The 19142-nt window shown below is 48.5% G+C and carries 16 protein-coding genes; 15 read left to right on the top strand and 1 reads right to left on the bottom strand.

The features are described from left to right. Positions 1-4 precede the first annotated feature (4 nt). A complete protein-coding gene (locus JTI85_RS09170) occupies positions 5-1588 on the bottom strand; it encodes a TerC family protein (RefSeq protein WP_048212046.1) in 1584 nt (527 codons plus the stop codon). A gap of 656 nt (positions 1589-2244) precedes the next feature. Between JTI85_RS09170 and JTI85_RS09175 the strand changes: the two genes are divergently transcribed. The 15 genes from JTI85_RS09175 (at position 2245) to JTI85_RS09245 (ending at position 19116) form a co-directional block, all read left to right on the top strand. After that, the gene (locus JTI85_RS09175) at positions 2245-3384 is read left to right on the top strand and encodes a polysaccharide export protein (protein ID WP_048212045.1); all 1140 of its coding nucleotides are present in this window, start codon (positions 2245-2247) and stop codon (positions 3382-3384) included. 5 nt (positions 3385-3389) lie between these two features. Beyond that, a complete protein-coding gene (wzb, locus tag JTI85_RS09180; RefSeq protein ID WP_061067672.1) occupies positions 3390-3839 on the top strand; it encodes a low molecular weight protein-tyrosine-phosphatase Wzb in 450 nt (149 codons plus the stop codon). Further along, positions 3836-5998 (top strand): tyrosine-protein kinase Wzc, encoded by a 2163-nt coding sequence (wzc, locus tag JTI85_RS09185; RefSeq protein WP_219352464.1) that lies wholly within the window; start codon positions 3836-3838, stop codon positions 5996-5998. Before wzb ends, wzc begins: the two co-directional genes overlap by 4 nt. 77 nt (positions 5999-6075) lie before the next feature. Further along, complete coding sequence (wcaA, locus tag JTI85_RS09190) at positions 6076-6918, top strand: colanic acid biosynthesis glycosyltransferase WcaA (RefSeq protein ID WP_005128312.1); 843 nt, start codon at positions 6076-6078, stop codon at positions 6916-6918. A 37-nt stretch (positions 6919-6955) separates the two neighbouring features. Further along, positions 6956-8173 (top strand): colanic acid biosynthesis glycosyltransferase WcaC, encoded by a 1218-nt coding sequence (gene wcaC, locus JTI85_RS09195; protein WP_048212042.1) that lies wholly within the window; start codon positions 6956-6958, stop codon positions 8171-8173. Beyond that, positions 8148-9365 (top strand): colanic acid polymerase WcaD, encoded by a 1218-nt coding sequence (wcaD, locus tag JTI85_RS09200; protein WP_219352466.1) that lies wholly within the window; start codon positions 8148-8150, stop codon positions 9363-9365. Before wcaC ends, wcaD begins: the two co-directional genes overlap by 26 nt. 5 nt (positions 9366-9370) lie before the next feature. Next, complete coding sequence (wcaE, locus tag JTI85_RS09205; RefSeq protein WP_115602423.1) at positions 9371-10117, top strand: colanic acid biosynthesis glycosyltransferase WcaE; 747 nt, start codon at positions 9371-9373, stop codon at positions 10115-10117. Between the two features lie 9 nt (positions 10118-10126). Continuing rightward, positions 10127-10681 (top strand): colanic acid biosynthesis acetyltransferase WcaF, encoded by a 555-nt coding sequence (gene wcaF / locus JTI85_RS09210; RefSeq protein ID WP_061067676.1) that lies wholly within the window; start codon positions 10127-10129, stop codon positions 10679-10681. 24 nt (positions 10682-10705) lie between these two features. Then, a complete protein-coding gene (gene gmd / locus JTI85_RS09215) occupies positions 10706-11827 on the top strand; it encodes a GDP-mannose 4,6-dehydratase (RefSeq protein WP_061067677.1) in 1122 nt (373 codons plus the stop codon). A gap of 5 nt (positions 11828-11832) precedes the next feature. Beyond that, complete coding sequence (locus tag JTI85_RS09220) at positions 11833-12801, top strand: GDP-L-fucose synthase (RefSeq protein ID WP_115602422.1); 969 nt, start codon at positions 11833-11835, stop codon at positions 12799-12801. Then, a complete protein-coding gene (locus tag JTI85_RS09225) occupies positions 12801-13280 on the top strand; it encodes a GDP-mannose mannosyl hydrolase (protein WP_137346243.1) in 480 nt (159 codons plus the stop codon). Before JTI85_RS09220 ends, JTI85_RS09225 begins: the two co-directional genes overlap by 1 nt. Continuing rightward, positions 13277-14500, top strand: a complete 1224-nt coding sequence (locus JTI85_RS09230) for a WcaI family glycosyltransferase (RefSeq protein ID WP_219352468.1) — start codon at positions 13277-13279, stop codon at positions 14498-14500. The genes JTI85_RS09225 and JTI85_RS09230 overlap by 4 nt, the downstream gene beginning before the upstream one ends. A gap of 3 nt (positions 14501-14503) precedes the next feature. Beyond that, positions 14504-15946 carry a mannose-1-phosphate guanyltransferase gene (gene cpsB, locus JTI85_RS09235; RefSeq protein WP_124021618.1) on the top strand — a complete coding sequence of 481 codons (1443 nt, stop codon included), beginning with the start codon at positions 14504-14506 and terminating at the stop codon, positions 15944-15946. Between the two features lie 295 nt (positions 15947-16241). After that, a complete protein-coding gene (wcaJ, locus tag JTI85_RS09240; RefSeq protein ID WP_219352469.1) occupies positions 16242-17636 on the top strand; it encodes an undecaprenyl-phosphate glucose phosphotransferase in 1395 nt (464 codons plus the stop codon). 1 nt (position 17637) lies between these two features. Continuing rightward, positions 17638-19116 carry an MOP flippase family protein gene (locus JTI85_RS09245; RefSeq protein WP_219352470.1) on the top strand — a complete coding sequence of 493 codons (1479 nt, stop codon included), beginning with the start codon at positions 17638-17640 and terminating at the stop codon, positions 19114-19116. Positions 19117-19142: the final 26 nt, after the last annotated feature.

The raw sequence follows: 19142 nt of genomic DNA on the forward strand, positions 1-19142 counted from the left end.
TCGCTTATACCTCGTAATCCATCTCTTCTTCACTGCGCAGTGGTATCAACTGGACTTTCTGCACTCGATGGTTTTCTACTTGCAAGGTTTTCAGCAAATAGTCGCCAACCTGTACTTCCTCTCCGGTTTTCGGGATGCGCTGCAGATACTCCATTAACAGCCCGGCAATGGTGTGGTACTCACGTTTCTCATCTAATGGGATCGGGACATACTGCACCAGGTCTTCCAGCGGCATATGGCCGTTTGCCGTCCACGACCCATCGGCATTTTTCTGAATATCATGACGAGCGTCGATCTCTTCGACTTCATTTGGCAAGTTACCCGCGATGGTTTCCATCACGTCGCTGAGCGTCACAATTCCTTCCACCGAACCAAACTCATCGGCCACAAAAGCGAAGTGTGTACGGGCATTACGGAACTGCTCCAGCGCAGGAAGAAGCGGCAGGGTTTCCGGGAATACCAACGGCTGGCGAAGTAAGACGCGCAAATCGAGCGGTTCGCCACGCAGCGACTGTTGCAGAAGGTCAATTACATGCACCACACCGAGCAGTTCTTCCTGTTCATCTTCTCCGGTTACGACCAGGCGCGTATGCTGGTTTTTCTCCAGTAGTGTGCGAATTTCTGCTTCCGGAGCATTGAGATCAATATGCTCGATATCATGGCGTGACGTCATGATACTGCTGACGGTTCGCTGATTAAGGTTCAGTACGCGCTCAATCATCCGCCGTTCTTGTGGTGCAAAAATCTGGCCTTCATGATGATCCGCCAACATAGCGGCAGTTTCGGCATCCAGCTCGGCATCTTCTTTTTGACCGCTTATCAGACGCATCACCGCCTCGGCGGTACGCTGGCGTAACGTGTGGTTAGCCGACAGGAAGCGACGACGGTTAAAAATAGCCAACTGGTTCAGGGCTTCTATCATGACCGAGAAGCCGATAGCCGCGTACAGATAGCCTTTCGGTATGCGAAAACCAAAGCCTTCCGCGACCAGGCTGAAACCAATCATCAACAGGAAGCTCAGGCACAGAATAACAATAGTTGGGTGGCTGTTAACAAAGCGGGTCAACGATTTACTGGCCAGCATCATCAGGCTGATGGCAATGATCACCGCCGCCATCATGACCGCCAGATGATCAACCATACCAACAGCGGTGATCACCGAGTCCAGTGAGAAAATGGCATCAAGTACCACAATTTGCGCGACCACGCCCCAAAATTTCGCACCCCGACGTTGGGTGGGATTGTCGCTGTCTTTCCCTTCCAGCCGTTCGTTGAGCTCCATCGTCGCTTTAAACAGCAGGAAGAAACCGCCGAACAGCATGATCAGGTCGCGGGCGCTGAAGCTGAAGTCCCGAATGCTGAACAGAGGTGTGGTCAGCGTCACCAGCCATGATATTGATGCCAGCAGCAGCAGGCGCATAACCATCGCCAGCAGTAGCCCGGTAATACGCGCCTTATCCCGCTGGGATGGCGGGAGTTTCTCCGCGAGGATGGCAATAAAAACAAGATTATCAATGCCAAGAACGAGTTCTATCACGATTAGCGTGACGAGTCCGGCCCAGATTGACGGATCGGCAATCCATTCCATAGTAAATGCTATACCCATAGTTATATGACAATTGTCACAATTCGATCATGGGTAAAACCGACGAAAAATGCAATGGCGAGAAGGGATTTCTCTGCCCTTTATATCAGGACAGAGGCGAGAGAATAGTCGGAAGGTAACTGCAAGAAATGGCTTTATTTATGCAGTTATATTTAGGAAATATCGCAGGCTGGATATTTATATATTAACATTGTCAACATCAATAAAATCCTAAAAATATACATACCTTATGCTTAATATTAATCTTAAAAGGCTACGTTTCAGGGCTTGTTATCTTGCCTGCTATTCGGTTAGCTGCAACAATTCTTCCCGTAATAATCAAAAGAGAAATATGTTGCCAGTATCGCACCATGCTATTACTGATGGGCAGGCGCTATGAATATGATGACAACAGCGAGGATGGTAAAAATATAAATTAATCAGTGCATTGGTAGCCAATAAAGCCAGGGGCGGTAGCGTGCCTGGTCGCCTGATGATAAACCTAAATTATTCTGTCAAGAGACTGCAGATGGATTCATTTTTTTTAGGACTGATGCCAGTTAAATTTCTATTCAATTAACGGCAAGGTGAATGCAAACAGGCGTAATCGCTATTTAAAACGCACGTGATAATGACTCTGCCAAAGTGATAAATAATCAATGATGAAATCCAAACTTAAATTGATGCCAGTATTGGTGTCGGTAATATTGATCAACGGTTGTACCGTGTTTCCGGGCAGCAATATGTCTACCATGGGCAAAGATGTGATTAAGCAGCAGGATGCCGATTTTGATATCAACCGGATGGTGAATGTTTATCCGCTTACCCCTCGACTGGTTGAACAATTGCGTCCGCGACCGAATGTTGCTCAACCTAATATGTCGCTGGATCAGGAGATCTCCGGGTATCAGTACCGGGTCGGACCCGGCGATGTCCTGAATGTCACCGTCTGGGATCATCCCGAACTCACCACGCCTGCGGGACAGTATCGTAGCTCCAGCGACACCGGCAACTGGGTGCAACCTGATGGCACCATGTTTTATCCCTACATTGGCAAAGTTAGCGTGGTGGGAAAAACGTTGGCAGAAATTCGTAGTGATATTACCGGGCGCTTAGCGAAGTACATCGCAGACCCGCAGGTGGACGTTAATATCGCCGCATTCCGCTCGCAAAAGGCATATGTCTCCGGGCAGGTGAATAAATCCGGTCAGCAGGCCATCACCAACGTACCTCTTACTATCCTTGATGCTATTAATGCCGCAGGCGGCCTCACAGAAGCGGCCGACTGGCGCAACGTTGTGCTGACTCACAAAGGGCAGGAGCAACGCATTTCACTGCAAGCGCTAATGCAAAATGGCGATCTGAGCCAGAACCGTCTGCTCTATCCTGGCGATATTCTGTTTGTCCCACGAAATGACGACCTGAAAGTGTTCGTGATGGGTGAGGTGAAAAAACAGAGCACCCTCAAGATGGACTTCAGCGGTATGACACTCACCGAAGCGCTGGGTAATGCGGAGGGCATCGACCTGACCACCTCCAATGCCAGTGGCATCTTTGTTATTCGTCCATTAAAAGGCGAGGGTGGACATAACGGCAAGATAGCTAATATCTACCAGCTTGATATGTCTGACGCGACATCGTTGGTGATGGCGACCTCTTTCCGACTCCAGCCTTACGATGTGGTGTATGTCACGACCGCGCCGGTTGCTCGCTGGAACCGTTTGATCAATCAGTTGCTGCCGACCATTAGCGGTGTTCGTTATATGACGGATACGGCCAGCGACCTTCACAACTGGTAATCGCCATGTTTAACAAAATCTTAGTTGTCTGTGTGGGGAACATTTGCCGTTCTCCGACGGCAGAGCGCTTGTTAAGGCAATTTCATCCGGCGTTGACGGTGTCTTCCGCTGGTCTCGGCGCGCTGGTAGGCAAGGGCGCCGATCCGTGCGCCATCAGTGTAGCGCAGACACATAACTTGTCGCTGGAAAATCATTGTGCACGGCAAATCTCGGGACGGATGTGTCGGGAGTATGACCTGATCCTGACCATGGAAAAACGCCATATTACGGCGTTGTGTGAAATGGTGCCGGAGATGCGCGGCAAAGTAATGCTGTTTGGCCATTGGGACAGCGAACGCGAAATACCTGACCCGTATCGTAAAAGCCGTGATGCGTTTGATGCGGTGTATGCACTACTTGAGCGGTCTGCCCAGCAATGGGCCCAGGCACTGAATGCGGAGCAGGGAAAACAATGACAGAAAAAGAAAAACAGTCTGCCACGTCGGCAACAGGCAACGATGAAATCGATATCGGACGTCTGGTGGGGACCGTAGTCGAAGCACGCTGGTGGGTACTGGGCATAACCGCCGCATTTGCGCTATGTGCGGCGCTCTACACCCTGTTTGCCACGCCGATCTACAGTGCCGATGCGCTGGTACAAATAGAGCAAAACACCGGCAGCTCGTTAGTTCAGGATATTGGCTCGGCGTTATCCAACAAGCCACCTGCTTCTGAAGCGGAAATTCAGCTTATTCAGTCACGGCGGGTATTGGGCAAAACGGTAGACGATCTTAATCTGGATATTTCCGTCACTAAAGATTCATTTCCTCTTTTTGGTGCCGGCTGGGACCGTCTGATGGGCCGCCAGAATGAAACGGTCAATGTAACGACTTTCGCCTTGCCAACGTCAATGAATGAACAGACCTTCACGTTGAACGTACTGAACTACAAAAGTTATCAACTGGTGAGTGACGGCGGCTTTAGCGCTCGTGGCCAGGTTGGGCAGTTACTGAACCATGACGGTGTAACGATGCTGGTTGAGGCGATTCATGCCAGTCCGGGTAGCGAATTTACCGTCAGTAAGTTCTCCACGCTTGGCACGATCAACAATCTGCAAAATAACCTGATGGTGACGGAAACAGGTAAAGATACCGGGGTGTTGAGTCTGACCTTCACGGGGGAAGATCGTGAACAAATCCGCCAGATCCTTGACAGTATTACCCGCAACTATCTGCAACAGAACGTGGAGCGTAAATCTGAAGAGGCCGCTAAAAGCCTGGCATTTCTGGCAAAACAATTACCGGAGGTGCGCAACCGTCTGGACGTTGCCGAAAACAAACTGAATGCATTTCGTCAGGATAAAGACTCCGTCGATTTACCGCTGGAGGCCAAAGCGGTGCTGGACTCGATGGTAAATATTGATGCTCAGTTAAATGAACTGACCTTTAAAGAAGCTGAAATCTCCAAACTGTTCACCAAAGCGCACCCGGCGTATCGCACGTTGCTGGAAAAACGCCAGGCGCTGGAAGATGAAAAAAACAAGCTTAACGGGCGCGTGACGGCGATGCCGAAAACGCAGCAGGAAATTGTCCGCCTGACGCGTGATGTGGAGTCCGGCCAGCAGGTCTATATGCAACTGCTGAATAAACAGCAGGAGCTGAAGATCACGGAAGCCAGTACGGTTGGCGATGTGCGCATTGTCGATCCTGCCATTGCCCAGCCTGGTGTCCTGAAACCGAAAACGGCGCTGATTATTCTCGGCAGTATCCTACTTGGTTTGATGCTTTCAGTGGTTGGCGTGCTGCTACGGTCGCTGTTCAATCGCGGTATTGAAAGCCCGCAGGCGCTTGAAGAGCAGGGCATCAGCGTGTATGCCAGCATTCCCCTGTCAGAATGGCAAAAAGCGCGTGATAACGTTCAGACCATCAAAGGTGTGAAACGCTACAAGCAAAGTCAGTTACTGGCTGTGGGGAATCCGACCGATCTCGCGATAGAAGCGGTGCGCAGCCTGCGTACCAGCCTGCACTTCGCCATGATGCAATCACGTAATAATGTGCTGATGCTTACCGGGGTCAGCCCGTCGATCGGCAAAACATTTGTCTGTGCCAACCTGGCTGCGGTTATCAGTCAGACCGACAAGCGCGTACTGCTGATCGACTGTGATATGCGTAAAGGCTATACCCATGAGCTGCTCGGGACCAATAACGTCAACGGTCTGTCTGAGATCCTTAGCGGCAAGGGTGACATTCCCTCCTGCGCAAAACCAACTTCAATTGCACATTTTGACCTGGTCCCTCGCGGGCAGGTTCCCCCTAATCCTTCAGAACTGCTGATGAGCGAGCGCTTTGGCGAGTTGATGACCTGGGCCAGTGCGAACTATGACCTGGTGCTGATCGATACGCCGCCAATACTGGCCGTGACCGATGCGGCTATCGTTGGTCGCCACGTCGGAACCACGCTGATGGTGGCGCGTTACGCGGTCAATACGCTGAAAGAGGTGGAAACCAGTCTGAGTCGTTTCGGGCAAAACGGAATTCAGGTGAAAGGGGTGATCCTCAACTCCATTTTCCGGCGCGCCAGCGGGTATCAGGATTACGGTTACTACGAATACGAATACACGTCGGATTCGAAATAGATAACTAACAGCAACGCATATCGAATGTAGGCCTGATAAGCGTAGCGCCATCTGGCAACTTTATCTGGGACAAAAAAATGACGACAGACAACCCGCTAATTTCTATTTATATGCCCACCTGGAACCGCCAGCAGTTGGCTATCCGGGCGATTAAATCGGTGCTGCGCCAGGACTATAGTCACTGGGAAATGATCATTGTCGATGATTGCTCTGCCGAGTATGAGCAGCTGCAACAGTTTGTTGAGGCGTTAAACGATCCACGCGTGAGCTATACGCATAACGAGATGAACTCCGGCGCGTGCGCAGTACGCAATCAGGCCATCATGCAGGCCAGTGGGCAGTACATTACGGGGATTGATGATGACGATGAGTGGACGCCGAATCGCCTGAGCTCATTCCTTCAGTCTCGTCATCAACTGGTAACGCATGCTTTTCTATACGCTGATGATTATGTCTGTGAAGGTGAGGTTTATTCACAGCCAGCCAGTCTGCCGCTGTATCCAAAATCGATGTACTCACGTCGCCGATTTTATAAACGCAATATCATTGGTAATCAGGTCTTTAGCTGGGCCTGGCGTTTCAAAGCATGCCTGTTTGATACGACGTTAAAAGCCGCGCAGGATTACGACATTTTTCTGCGCATGGTCGTGGCCTACGGTAAACCCTGGAAGGTAAAAGAGGCGACGCAGATCCTGCATGTGAATCACGGCGAGATGCGTATTACCTCATCCCCACATAAGTTCTCCGGTTACTTCCAGTTCTATCGCAAACACAAAGGTAAATTTGACCGGGCGAGTAAAAAATATCAGCTGTTTACTCTTTATCAGATCCGTAACAAGCGGATGAACTGGCGCACATTGCTGACGTTGCTTTCCATCCGTAACGGCAAACGCCTGGCTGACGGTCTGCGAGGACGTTAAGTATGCTGAGTCAACATGTGAGAGCAAAGGTAATGCAATGAATATTCTGCAATTTAATGTTCGGCTTGCCGAAGGCGGGGCGGCCGGGGTCGCGCTGGATTTACACCTGCGCGCGCTGGAAAAAGGGTGGGTGTCGCGGTTTGTATACGGTTATGGCAAAGGAGGCAAGAGAAGCGCCAGTCACGGAAATTATCCGCACGTGATTAAACATGCGCCGCGTTTGACGTCGGCGGCGAATATTGCCCTGTTTCGCCTCGCAAACCGCGATCTGTTTGGCAACCTCGACAGTATGTATCGCACAATCATCCGCACCGCGGGCCCGCTGGTTCTGCATTTCCATGTGCTGCACAGTTACTGGCTGAACCTCGAAGAGGTAGTGGCGTTTTGCCAAAAGGTGAAGGCACATAAGCCCGATATCACCTTTGTGTGGACGCTGCACGATCACTGGAGTGTTACCGGACGCTGCGCCTTTACCGATGGCTGCGAAGGCTGGAAAACGGGCTGCCAGAAATGTCCAACGTTAAGCAACTATCCCCCGGTTAACGTTGATAAAGCGCATCAGCAACTGCCCGGGAAACGTCAAATGTTTCGTACGATGCTGGCGCTTGGCTGCCAGTTTATCTCGCCCAGTCAACATGTGGCGGAAGCATTTAACAGCCTGTACGGTGCCGGGTGTTGTCACATCATCAATAACGGTATCGATGTGGCGACGGAAGCGATTCTTGCTGACTTGCCGGTTCAGCATGAGCCGCTGGGCAGACCGAAAATTGCCGTGGTGGCCCATGATTTGCGCTATGACGGCAAAACCAGCCAGCAACTGGTCCAGGCGCTTATCGCGCTCGGTGACAAAATAGAGCTGCATACCTTCGGTAAGTTTTCCCCGTTTGCCGGAGCAAACGTCATCAACCATGGGTTTGAAAGTGACAAACGAACCTTGATGGGGGCGCTAAATCAGATGGATGGGCTGGTGTTCAGTTCGCGGGTTGATAACTATCCGCTAATCTTGTGCGAAGCGCTTTCTATCGGTGTACCGGTTATCGCCACGCACAGTGAGGCGGCACAGGAAGTGCTGGCAAAATCAGGCGGCAAAACATTCAGTGAAGCGGATGTTCTGCATCTGGTACAACTGAAAAAATCAGAAATTGCACAGGCGGTATTTGACACCTCGCTGGCTACCTTTAGCCAGCAGAGCCGGACAGCATACAGCGGACAACAGATGCTGGAGGAATATGTCTCGTACTATCAGGGTCTGTAGCTATCTGGTGTTGCCGCTGCTTTATCTGCTGGTTAACGTCAAGCTTGCGCAACTGGGTGAAAGTTTCCCTGTCACCGTTGTCACTTTCTTACCACTGTTGCTACTGCTGTTTGTTGACCGTATCAATATTAAAAAGCTGTTGATTGCGTTGGGAGTGGGTGGGGGGCTGGCGGTGTTTAACTACCTGTTTGGCCAATCGCTGGATGCCAGCAAGTATGTAACATCTGCCATGTTGTTTATCTATACCGTGATCATTATTGGCATGGTGTGGAGCATTCGCTTTAAAACCATTTCGCCACATAACTATCCTAAAATTTTGCGTTTATTCTGGCTGGTGGTGGGGTTAGTGGTCGGTCTGGCTGCCATTGAAATGGCACAGATCATTCTCAGCGGTGGCAGCAGTATAATGGAAGCTATTTCGAAATATCTTATTTACAGCAATAGCTATGTGCTGAACTTTATTAAATTTGGTGGGAAGCGTACCACCGCACTCTATTTTGAGCCTGCATTTTTCGCTCTGGCGTTAATCTCAATTTGGCTCAGCATCAAACAGTTTGGTATCAAAACGCCCAAGACCGATGCTATGATTCTGGCAGGGGTGATATTGTCAGGATCGTTTTCAGGGGTGATGACATTTATTTTGTTTTACCTGCTGGAGTGGGCGTTTCAGTATCTGAATAAGGATGCGATAAAAAAGAAGTTACCCTTGGCAATTATCTCGCTGAGTGTGTTTATGGTGGGCGTGATATTTGCCTTCCCCTACATCACGACGCGTCTTGGTGATTTAGGTACTGAAGGCTCTTCATCTTATTATCGCATAGTAGGACCGTTGGTCATGGTTGGCTATTCATTACTGAATGTCGATGGTGTAGTGAGATTTGGCTCACTTTATGAATATGTTGCATCATTCGGAATCTTTAACGGTGCAGATGTAGGTAAAACGATAGACAATGGTTTGTATTTGTTAATTATCTATTTTTCGTGGTTCGCCGTAATATTATCCCTGTGGTACATGGGAAAAGTAACGAAAATGATGATGAATGCGTTTGGTGATAATCAGCATTATCGGGTGCAGCTTTATCTTTTTACACCGTTGTCGCTGTTTTTCACCGGTTCAGTATTTAGTCCGGAATATGCATTTTTAATTGTATGTCCGTTTATTTTGCGCAAGGCGCTGAATATCGCGAGGTAATTTACATGCTGCTGAGTATTATCACCGTCGCTTTTCGCAATCTGGATGGGATCGTCAAAACCCATGCGTCACTGGCGCATCTTGCGCAGGCGAGCGATATCCGCTTTGAGTGGATTGTTATCGATGGGGGGTCTACAGACGGTACTCCGGCGTTCCTGGAAAATCTCAATGGAGAGCACCAGTTACGTTTTGTCAGCGAGCCTGATAACGGTCTCTACGATGCAATGAACAAAGGTATCGCTATGGCGCGTGGGCGCTTTGCACTCTTTCTCAACTCTGGAGATATTCTGCATGCCGATTCTGCACATTTTATCCGCCAGTTAAAAACGCAGAGTGATAAAGCGATGGTGATTGGCGATGCTTTGCTGGATTTTGGTAATGGTAAAAAAATGACGCGCCGGGCTAAACCGGGTTGGTATATCTACCACAGTTTGCCAGCCAGTCATCAGGCAATATTTTTTCCGCTGACGGGGCTGCAAACCTGGCATTATGATTTGCAATATAAAATATCATCGGATTATGCGCTGGCAGCAAAATTATACAAGTCCGGGTTCGCGTTTAAAAAACTGACTGGTTTAGTGTCGGAGTTTTCCATGGGCGGCGTATCGACTACGAATAATCTGGAATTGTGTCGGGATGCCAAAAGAGTCCAACGTCAAATATTGCGCATGCCCGGTTTTTGGGCTGAATTTTCTGAATACATACGTCTGCGTACAACCGGTAAGACAAAACACTTATATGGTAAAACGTAAGGTCACACTATGCAGGATTTAAACGGCTTCGCGGTGCCGAAAGGTTTTCGCGGCGGTGGTGCAATTAAAGTGCAATTATGGTGGGCGGTACAAGCAACATTATTTCACTGGTCACCACAGGTGATGTACCGCTGGCGTGTTTTTTTATTAAGGATATTTGGCGCGAAAATAGGAAAAAACGTAGTTATTCGGCCTTCAGTAAAAATTACTTATCCGTGGAAATTAACACTGGGTGATTACGCCTGGGTAGGGGATGACGCGGTTTTATATACGCTGGGTAATATTACGATTGGGGCTCATACGGTTATTTCGCAGAAAAGCTATTTATGCACCGGAAGTCATGATTATGCCAGCCAACACTTTGATATTAGTGCCACGCCAATTGTGATTGGCGAGAAATGCTGGTTGGCGACAGATGTTTTTGTCGCGCCTGGCGTGACGATAGGCGACGGCACCGTCGTGGGTGCACGTAGCAGCGTTTTTAAATCGTTGCCGGCCAATGCCATATGTCGGGGTAACCCCGCAGTAGTTACGCGTAAACGCGTCGAGAACGTTACTCCCTGAAGGGAAATTTTAAGAGGTAATAACATGTCAAAAGTCGCTCTCATTACTGGCGTAACCGGGCAGGATGGTTCTTACCTGGCAGAGTTTCTGCTGGAAAAAGGTTATGAAGTTCATGGTATTAAGCGCCGGGCCTCGTCATTTAATACCGAACGGGTAGACCATATTTACCAGGATCCACATGCGGGTAATCCCAAATTCCATCTGCATTATGGTGATTTGACGGACTCCTCTAATCTGACCCGCATTTTGCAAGAGGTTCAACCGGATGAAGTCTATAACCTGGGCGCAATGAGTCACGTGGCGGTGTCGTTTGATTCGCCAGAATATACTGCTGATGTTGATGGGATCGGCACGCTGCGTTTGCTGGAAGCGATTCGCTTCCTGGGTCTGGAAAAGAAAACCCGTTTCTATCAGGCCTCCACCTCTGAACTGTACGGTCTGGTTCAGGAGATCCCACAGAAAGAAACGACGCCGTTCTATCCGCGATCGCCCTATGCTGTCGCCAAACTGTATGCCTACTGGATCACCGTCAATTACCGTGAATCTTATGGCATATATGCCTGTAACGGCATTCTGTTTAACCATGAATCTCCGCGTCGTGGCGAAACCTTCGTCACACGCAAAATTACCCGTGCAATTGCCAACATCGCCCAGGGGCTGGAGTCCTGTCTGTACCTCGGCAATATGGATTCGTTGCGTGACTGGGGACATGCCAAAGACTACGTCAGGATGCAGTGGATGATGCTGCAGCAGGAACAGCCGGAAGACTTCGTGATCGCCACTGGCGTGCAGTATTCCGTCCGTCAGTTTGTGGAAATGGCTGCTGCCCAACTCGGTATTAAGCTGCGCTTTGAAGGTGAGGGCGTGAATGAAAAAGGCATTGTGGTTTCGGTGACTGGGCATGATGCGCCAGGGGTGAAACCGGGGGATGTGATGATCGCCGTCGACCCGCGCTATTTTCGTCCTGCAGAGGTTGAAACGCTGTTGGGCGATCCGACAAAGGCACACGAAAAACTGGGCTGGAAACCGGAGATCACATTGCGCCAGATGGTTTCTGAAATGGTTGCTCACGATCTGGAAGCAGCGAAGAAACATTCGCTGCTGAAGTCCCATGGTTACGATGTTGTTATTGCACTGGAGAGCTAATGATGATGAAGAAGAAACGTGTTTATATTGCGGGACATCGGGGAATGGTGGGCTCTGCTATTTACCGACAACTTGCACAACGTGAAGATGTCGAGTTAATCATCCGTAACCGTGAACAGCTCAATTTATTGGACACAACGGCGGTTAATGATTTTTTTACCAGTGAAAATATTGACCAGGTTTATCTTGCCGCGGCAAAAGTTGGCGGGATTATGGCTAATAATAATTATCCATCTGATTTCATTTATGAAAACATGATGATGGAAAGTAATATCCTTCATGCGGCTCATAATTCAAATGTCGGGAAGTTATTATTTTTAGGCTCATCATGTATTTATCCTAAGTTTGCGCAGCAACCAATCAAAGAGAGCGAGTTGTTGCAGGGATCACTGGAGCCGACAAATGAGCCCTATGCCATCGCTAAAATTGCAGGAATAAAACTGTGTGAGTCCTATAACCGGCAGCATCGCCGGGATTACCGTTCAGTGATGCCGACGAACCTGTATGGACCTAACGACAATTTCCATAAAGATAATTCCCATGTGATCCCTGCGCTATTGCGTCGTTTTCATGAAGCCACCCAACGGGATGACAAGTATGTTGAGGTTTGGGGTAGTGGAAAACCCATGCGTGAATTTTTGCATGTCGATGATATGGCGGCAGCAAGCATCCATGTGATGGAGTTAGACAATGAGGTTTGGCAGGAAAATACAGAGCCAATGCTTTCTCATGTCAATGTAGGCACGGGTGAAGATTGCACTATTCGTGAACTATCCGACGCCATTGCAAAAGTTGTTGGTTTTCGCGGTGATATTATTTTTGATGCTTCTAAACCTGATGGGACACCACGAAAACTGCTTGATGTCAGTCGCCTGAGAAGACTCGGTTGGCATCATGAAATAGGACTTGAACAGGGGTTGGTTAATACTTATCGCTGGTTCCTTGATAATCAGCAGCGGTATCGGGGTGAGTAATGTTTCTCAATAATGAAGACTTCGCTAATGCGGTGCGCACGACGCCGTTGATCTCTCTGGATTTTATCATTGAGAATGAGTTTGGGGAGTTTTTAGTTGGGAAAAGAACTAACAGGCCTGCTCAAGGATATTGGTTTGTGCCCGGCGGCAGAGTATTAAAAGATGAATCGCTGGAACAAGCATTTATGCGTTTGACGGAAGAAGAATTAGGTCAGCAGTTTCCCATAACACACGGTCAGTTTTTTGGTGTCTGGCAGCACTTTTATGAGGATAATTTTTCTGGTTCTTCATTTTCAACGCATTATGTGGTGCTGGGTTTTCGACTGAAGATTAATACCAGTACATCAATGTTGCCGTCAAAACAGCATGATACCTGGCGTTGGGCTAAAACGGATGAACTGATTGCCGATGGGAGTGTGCATAAGAATACGCAGGCATATTTCTACCCAGCGATGAAAGATCGGGTGCCCGGGATATGAGAATTCTGGTTTATGGCATCAATTACTCTCCCGAATTGACCGGAATTGGTAAATACACGGGAGAGATGGTGGAGTGGATGGCGAGCCAGGGGCATGAGGTTCGGGTGGTCACGGCACCTCCTTATTATCCGCAGTGGCAAGTCGGCGAACCTTATTCTTCCTGGCGCTATCGTCGGGAAGTTGGTGTCACCACTGTCTGGCGCTGTCCATTATATGTACCAACTCAACCTTCAACGTTAAAGCGGTTGTTACATTTGGGCAGTTTTGCCCTGAGCAGTCTTTTTCCCCTATTGGCTCAGTATCGGTGGAAGCCTGAATACATTATCGGCGTGGTACCCACGCTATTCTGTACACCAGGGATGCGTTTGCTGGCAAAACTGTCTGGCTCTCGCACCGTGCTGCATATTCAGGATTATGAAGTTGATGCGATGTTGGGGCTGGGATTGGCGGCAACCGGAAATTCCACAATGATTGCGCGAGCAGCCAAAGCATTTGAGCGTAGCAGTTTGTTGAATGTGGATAATGTTTCCACGATCTCCCGCTCTATGATGCAAAAAGCGCAGGAGAAAGGCGTTTCTGCAGAAAAGCTTATCTTTTTCCCGAACTGGTCCGAAGTGGAAAGATTTAGCAAGGTGGATAGTGCTGATATAGAGCAAATTCGTCAGCAGTTTGATTTGCCAACCGATAAAAAAATTATTCTGTATTCCGGCAATATTGGTGAGAAACAAGGCGTTGAAAATATCGTTGAGGCTGCAAGCCAGACTCAGGATAAACCATGGATATACGTTATTGTGGGTCAGGGAGGGGGGAAATCCAGGATGGAGCAAATGGTCAAGGAACTAGCCCTAACGAATGTTAAGTTCTATCCCTTGCAACCATACGAAATGTTGCCAGCGTTATTAAGGTTGGCAGATTGCCATTTAGTCATCCAAAGACGTGGCGCTGCAGATGCGGTCCTTCCTTCTAAGTTAACGAACATATTGGCGGTCGGGGGAAATGCCGTGATTACAGCAGAGATCCATACCGAACTGGGGCAGCTTTGCCAGAAACATCCCGGTATTGCTATCTGTATTGAGCCAGAATCAGTTGAGATGCTTGTGGCCGGAATTACAGATGCAATCACTATGCCTGAATACAATATGATTGCACGTTCCTATGCAGAGTCTGCACTTGAAAAAGATAATGTCTTAAATCAATTTATTAATCATTTGAAGGGTTGACTTATGAGTCAGAATAACATTCATCCGGTAATTATTGCAGGTGGGTCCGGTAGCCGTTTGTGGCCATTATCCAGAACATTATATCCAAAGCAGTTCTTGTGTCTGGATGGGAAAAATACAATGTTGCAATCGACAATTTGTCGCCTTGATGGATTGGATTGTTCACCACCGCTGGTAATATGTAATGAAAAGCATCGATTTATTGTTGCTGAACAATTGCAAGAAATCGATAAGCTAACGGGGAATATTATTCTTGAGCCACAAGCCAGGAATACCGCACCAGCAATCGCGCTGGCAGCAATCGCAGCATGTAACAATAATTCCGATCATAACCCGTTGTTGCTGGTCCTGGCAGCTGATCATATTATCGAAGAAAATAAATTCTTCCACGATGCAGTGACCTCAGCCATTCCGTTAGCCGAAAATGGCAAGCTGGTAACATTTGGTATCGTCCCGGATGCACCGGAAACAGGGTACGGTTATATTCGACGCGGTGAAGTCAGTAGTACCCAGATTCAAGTTGATTCTGTTGCTTTCAATGTTGATGCTTTTGTGGAAAAACCTGACCTTGAAACAGCCGAAAAATATATTTCTGCTGGTGAATATTACTGGAATAGCGGTATGTTTTTATTCCAGGCCCGACGCTATCTTGAAGAGCTTGAAAAATATCGCCCGGATATTCTACAGGCCTGCTTGTTAGCGATGGATAACGCTGAACTGGACAATGATTTTATCCGTGTCAGTCGGGACGATTTCCAGGCTTGCCCAGAGGAATCGATCGACTATGCCGTGATGGAGAAAACCACGGATGCCGTAGTCCTGCCGATGAACGTTGGCTGGAGCGATGTGGGGTCATGGTCATCACTTTGGGAAATCAGCGATCGTAACGACGAGGGCAATGTTTATCATGGCGATGTCATTGACCATAATACAGAGAACAGTTATGTCTACGCCGAGTCGGGATTGGTAGCAACCGTCGGCGTAAAAGATCTGATTGTCGTCCAAACTAAAGATGCAGTATTAATCGCAAATAAAACGGATGTACAAGATGTAAAAAAAATCGTTGCGCAAATTCAGGCGGATGGTCGCTCGGAACATCATATTCACCGTGAGGTTTTTAGACCCTGGGGAAAATATGATTCTATTGATGAAGGTGATCGTTATCAGGTTAAAAGGATAACCGTAAAACCCGGGCAGGGCTTTGCATTACGTATGCACCATCATCGCGCTGAACACTGGATTATTGTTGCGGGAACGGCAAAGGTCACGATCTGTGATGAGGTCCAATTATTAAGTGAAAATCAATCAGTGTATATTCCTCAGGGTACTATTCATTGTCTTGAAAACCCAGGAAAGGTTCCGCTGGAGATGATTGAAGTTCGTTCCGGAGTCTACCTTGAAGAAGATGATATTGTAAGATTTGGCACACATCATGAACATATATAGAAATCTATTATTCATTTCTGTTAACTGACTCTCTGCGATCTTTTATGAAATAAAAATAACAGAATCTGGACTTTGTTACTTATTTATTTAGGCAATCAGGCCCGGGCTAACTGTTGCCTGAAGAAGGAGATAACATGAGCCAAATAATCCGCGTTACCACTTGTGATATTTGTTACGGGTCAGTTGGTGATGTACGCCTGAACGTGCGAACGCGCACTCTCCTGGTATTGCTAAATCAGTAATGCTGGTATTTCCCTTGCCCGATAAGGGCAAGTGGTGACTAACAGGAACCACGATGACACATCTAAAAAAGCGCGAACGAGCCAAAACCAATGCGTCGTTAATATCGATGGTGCAACGCTTTTCAGATATCACCATCATGTTTGGTGGATTATGGATAGTCTGCGAACTGAGCGGTTTGCCTTTCCTGTATATGCACCTGCTGGTCGCGTTAATCACGCTGGTCGTTTTTCAGATGCTGGGCGGGATAACGGATTTTTACCGCTCCTGGCGCGGGGTAAAAATTTCAACTGAGTTGGTGCTGCTGCTGCAAAACTGGACGCTGAGTCTGATTTTTTGCGCGGGTCTGATTACCTTTAATAACGATTTTGATAACCGGTTCGCTCTATGGCTGGCATGGTATCTGCTTTCAAGTATTGGCCTGGTGCTGTGCCGTGCGTTTATTCGCTACGGGGCGGGATGGTTGCGAAATCGTGGTTATAACACGCGTCGGGTAGCGGTAGCAGGGGACCTTCCTGCCGGACAGGTGCTGCTGGACAGCTTTCGCCATGAGCCGTGGTTGGGGTTTGAGGTCGCGGGTGTTTATCACGACCCCATACCGGGGAAAAACGCCCGGGATTGGGCGGGAAATCTGCAGCAACTTGTGGATGATGCCAAAGCTTCACGCATTCATAACGTCTATATCGCTATGTCGATGAGCGATGGAGCGCGGGTAAAAAAACTGGTACGCGAACTGGCTGATACTACCTGTTCAGTGCTCCTGATTCCTGATGTCTTTACCTTCAATATTCTGCACTCGCGGATTGAAGAAATGAACGGTGTTCCTGTGGTACCGCTGTATGACACACCGCTTTCAGGCATTAATCGTCTGCTGAAGCGCACGGAGGATATTGTGCTGGCATCGCTAATCCTGCTGCTTATTTCTCCTGTGCTATGCGCCATTGCGCTGATGGTGAAGCTGACCTCAAAGGGGCCGGTAATTTTTCGTCAGACCCGTTATGGGATGGACGGGAAACCGATCAAAGTCTGGAAGTTTCGTTCCATGAAGGTAATGGAAAACGATACGGTGGTTACCCAGGCCACGCAGAACGATCCGCGAGTGACCCGCGTGGGTAACTTCCTGCGGCGGACGTCTCTGGATGAATTACCACAGTTTATAAATGTGCTGACAGGCGGGATGTCTATTGTCGGGCCGCGTCCACATGCGGTGGCGCATAACGAACAGTATCGTCAGCTGATAGAAGGGTACATGTTGCGCCATAAGGTGAAGCCAGGCATTACCGGCTGGGCGCAAATCAACGGCTGGCGTGGTGAAACCGATACGCTGGAAAAAATGGAAAAACGCGTAGAGTTTGACCTCGAATACATTCGCGAATGGAGCGTGTGGTTCGATATTAAAATCGTTTTTCTGACGGTGTTTAAAGGCTTCGTCAATAAAGCGGCATATTAATATGAGTTTACGAGAAAAAACTCTCAACGGTGCCAAATGGTCAGCCATTGCTACGGTAATCATCATCGGTCTGGGGCTCATTCAGATGACGGTGATGGCACGGATTATTGATAATCATCAGTTCGGGTTATTAACCGTGTCGCTGGTGATTATAGCGCTGGCCGATACGCTGTCTGATTTTGGCATCGCCAACTCGATTATTCAGCGCAAAGAGATAGGTTATCTTGAACTAACCACCTTGTACTGGTTAAACGTTGGACTGGGGATAGTCGTATGTATTGCTATGTTTGCGCTCAGCGAAACCATTGCCAATGCACTTAATAACCCTGAGCTGGTGCCACTGATTAAAACCTTAGCGCTGGCGTTTGTGGTGATCCCGCATGGGCAGCAGTTCCGTGCGCTGATGCAAAAAGAACTGGCCTTCAACAAAATTGGCATGATTGAAACCAGTTCAGTACTGGCCGGTTTTACTTTTACCGTGGTTAGCGCGCATTTTTGGCCGATCGCTATGACTGCCATTGTTGGGTATCTGGTGAATAGTACGCTACGTACACTGCTATTTGGCTATTTTGGTCGCAAAATATATCGACCAGGGCTATGTTTTTCACTTTCATCCGTGTCGCAAAATCTGCGCTTTGGGGCGTGGCTGACGGCGGACAGCATTATCAATTATGTGAATACCAACCTTTCGACGCTGGTGCTGGCCAGAACCCTGGGTGCTGGCGTGGCAGGAGGCTTCAATCTTGCCTGGAACGTGGCAGTTGTACCGCCAATCAAACTGAATCCGATAATTACCCGAGTACTGTTTCCTGCGTTTGCCAAAATTCAGGACGATACCGAAAAACTACGGGTCAATTTTTACAAGCTGTTATCTGTTGTCGGCATTATCAATTTCCCGGCCCTACTGGGACTGATGGTGGTATCAAATAACGTCGTACCGCTGGTGTTTGGCGAAAAGTGGAACAGTATTGTTCCGGTGCTGCAACTGCTGTGCATTGTGGGTCTGCTGCGCTCAGTCGGTAATCCGATAGGCTCACTGCTGATGGCCAAAGCACGGGTTGATATCAGCTTCAAATTCAATATTTTCAAAACCTTTTTGTTTATCCCCGCCATCCTGGTTGGCGGAAATATGGCGGGTGTGATTGGCGTCACGCTGGGCTTTTTACTGGTACAGGTCATAAACACCATCCTGAGCTATTTCGTGATGATCAAACCGGTACTGGGACCGAGCTATCGGCAGTACATGCTCAGCCTGTGGCTACCGTTCTATCTCTCTTTACCCACGCTGGTGGTGAGCTACGCGCTGGGAATGACATTGCAAAATAAATTGCCGTTAAGTGCGTTGCTGAGCCTACAGATAACCGCTGGCGCGCTGGCGTTTGTCGTGATGATTGTACTGTCGCGTCATCCGCTGGTGGTGGAAATCAAACGCCAGTTCTGCCGTGGTGAAAAAATGAAAGCCTTGTTCCGCGCAGGGTGAATTGCGTTTGTTGTCGTCCGGAGACG

Source organism: Citrobacter sp. Colony219 (genome assembly GCF_019382635.1).
Taxonomy (GTDB): domain Bacteria; phylum Pseudomonadota; class Gammaproteobacteria; order Enterobacterales; family Enterobacteriaceae; genus Citrobacter; species Citrobacter youngae.

Excerpts from the sequence above, each read along its gene's own strand:
- JTI85_RS09170 (WP_048212046.1), bottom strand. The coding sequence starts at position 1,588 with ATGGAATGGATTGCCGATCCGTCAATCTGGGCCGGACTCGTCACGCTA.
- JTI85_RS09175 (WP_048212045.1), top strand. The coding sequence starts at position 2,245 with ATGATGAAATCCAAACTTAAATTGATGCCAGTATTGGTGTCGGTAATA.
- wzb (WP_061067672.1), top strand. The coding sequence starts at position 3,390 with ATGTTTAACAAAATCTTAGTTGTCTGTGTGGGGAACATTTGCCGTTCT.
- wzc (WP_219352464.1), top strand. The coding sequence starts at position 3,836 with ATGACAGAAAAAGAAAAACAGTCTGCCACGTCGGCAACAGGCAACGAT.
- wcaA (WP_005128312.1), top strand. The coding sequence starts at position 6,076 with ATGACGACAGACAACCCGCTAATTTCTATTTATATGCCCACCTGGAAC.
- wcaC (WP_048212042.1), top strand. The coding sequence starts at position 6,956 with ATGAATATTCTGCAATTTAATGTTCGGCTTGCCGAAGGCGGGGCGGCC.
- wcaD (WP_219352466.1), top strand. The coding sequence starts at position 8,148 with ATGTCTCGTACTATCAGGGTCTGTAGCTATCTGGTGTTGCCGCTGCTT.
- wcaE (WP_115602423.1), top strand. The coding sequence starts at position 9,371 with ATGCTGCTGAGTATTATCACCGTCGCTTTTCGCAATCTGGATGGGATC.
- wcaF (WP_061067676.1), top strand. The coding sequence starts at position 10,127 with ATGCAGGATTTAAACGGCTTCGCGGTGCCGAAAGGTTTTCGCGGCGGT.
- gmd (WP_061067677.1), top strand. The coding sequence starts at position 10,706 with ATGTCAAAAGTCGCTCTCATTACTGGCGTAACCGGGCAGGATGGTTCT.
- JTI85_RS09220 (WP_115602422.1), top strand. The coding sequence starts at position 11,833 with ATGAAGAAGAAACGTGTTTATATTGCGGGACATCGGGGAATGGTGGGC.
- JTI85_RS09225 (WP_137346243.1), top strand. The coding sequence starts at position 12,801 with ATGTTTCTCAATAATGAAGACTTCGCTAATGCGGTGCGCACGACGCCG.
- JTI85_RS09230 (WP_219352468.1), top strand. The coding sequence starts at position 13,277 with ATGAGAATTCTGGTTTATGGCATCAATTACTCTCCCGAATTGACCGGA.
- cpsB (WP_124021618.1), top strand. The coding sequence starts at position 14,504 with ATGAGTCAGAATAACATTCATCCGGTAATTATTGCAGGTGGGTCCGGT.
- wcaJ (WP_219352469.1), top strand. The coding sequence starts at position 16,242 with ATGACACATCTAAAAAAGCGCGAACGAGCCAAAACCAATGCGTCGTTA.
- JTI85_RS09245 (WP_219352470.1), top strand. The coding sequence starts at position 17,638 with ATGAGTTTACGAGAAAAAACTCTCAACGGTGCCAAATGGTCAGCCATT.